We start from the raw sequence: 1,072 nt of genomic DNA on the forward strand, positions 1-1,072 counted from the left end.
CCTTTTCGGCGGCGCGGGAGGGGGTGAGCCAGTGGGCTGTCGCGCTCTCGGCCGACTCTGAGAGGCGGGTCATCCAGAGCAGATGACGTTGTACGTGCCCGAGCGCGTCCCAGGCGCGGAGGTACTCACCACGGGCGGCGACGTGGTGGGCGAGGACGAGCCAGTTCGCGAAGCGGCCGCACAGGTCGGCGGCTTCGGCGGAGTCGGGCGAGGCGGCTACTTGCTCGGGGAGGCCGCGCAGCGCCGCCTCCAGCTTCCCGGAGCGGTCCACGACCAGCATGCGCTCGACGGCCGCGCCTCGGGCAGGCCAACTGCGGACGCTGTCGATGTCGTCGGCGGTGGCGAAGTGGAACTCGCCACGGATGAGGCCGGGGAAGAAGGCGACGTGGGTGCCGAATTCATTACGGACGAGGTGCTGGACATCCCCGACCTGGGCCAGCCAGGCGGCAGGGTCATCGGGGTGGCTTGGCTGGAAGAACAGCCAGAACTCGATGTCACTGTGCGCATCGCCCTCACCTGCCGCGAACGACCCGTACATGAGGGCGGCTTCGATGCGGTCGTCGGCACGGGCGGTGCGGTGGACGCGGTCGATGAGGGCTTGCTGCGGAAGCACGATCTCTCCTGTGAGTGGCGGGCGGCTCCGGTGAGGCTAGATCATGCGGATGGCTTGGCATCGGATAGTGACGGCCGCGCTGCCGTGTTGCGTATGGCTCGGTGCGGGTGGGATGGCTGGCTACGGAAGGGAGAGGGGGCGGGGCGGCTTTACGCTGCCGGGCGAGAGCCGGTCGCTGGGGGAGGCGATAGGAGCCCCCGGGCCGGTCCGGTCCGGTCGGGGCCTGGTCCGGTCGCAGCGCGCTTCGGGAAGGCGGCGGTGCCCCGCGGACAAAGGCGGCCACCGACTGATCTGCCAGTTAGGTAAGCAGGCAGGGGATTCGCCGGTGACCGCAGGCAGAACTCTACCGGCGGCTGGGAAGTCGGAGGATCACTCGTCCGGGCGAAGCGAAGGCTCGCTGGTTGCCACGCCGCCGGACCGCCAGCGGACCGCCAGCGTCTCCCACCCGCGTCCCTGTCC

The 1,072-nt window shown here is 70.3% G+C and carries 1 protein-coding gene; it reads right to left on the reverse strand.

Going from position 1 to position 1,072, the window contains the following annotated elements; genetic code table 11:
- A partial coding sequence (locus tag G5C51_RS42130) for a nucleotidyltransferase domain-containing protein (RefSeq protein WP_165246229.1) occupies positions 1 to 613 on the reverse strand: 613 nt, incomplete at its 3' end.
- Positions 614 to 1,072 lie beyond the last annotated feature (459 nt).

The organism is Streptomyces coryli, assembly GCF_011044975.1.
Taxonomy (GTDB): Bacteria; Actinomycetota; Actinomycetes; order Streptomycetales; family Streptomycetaceae; genus Streptomyces; species Streptomyces coryli.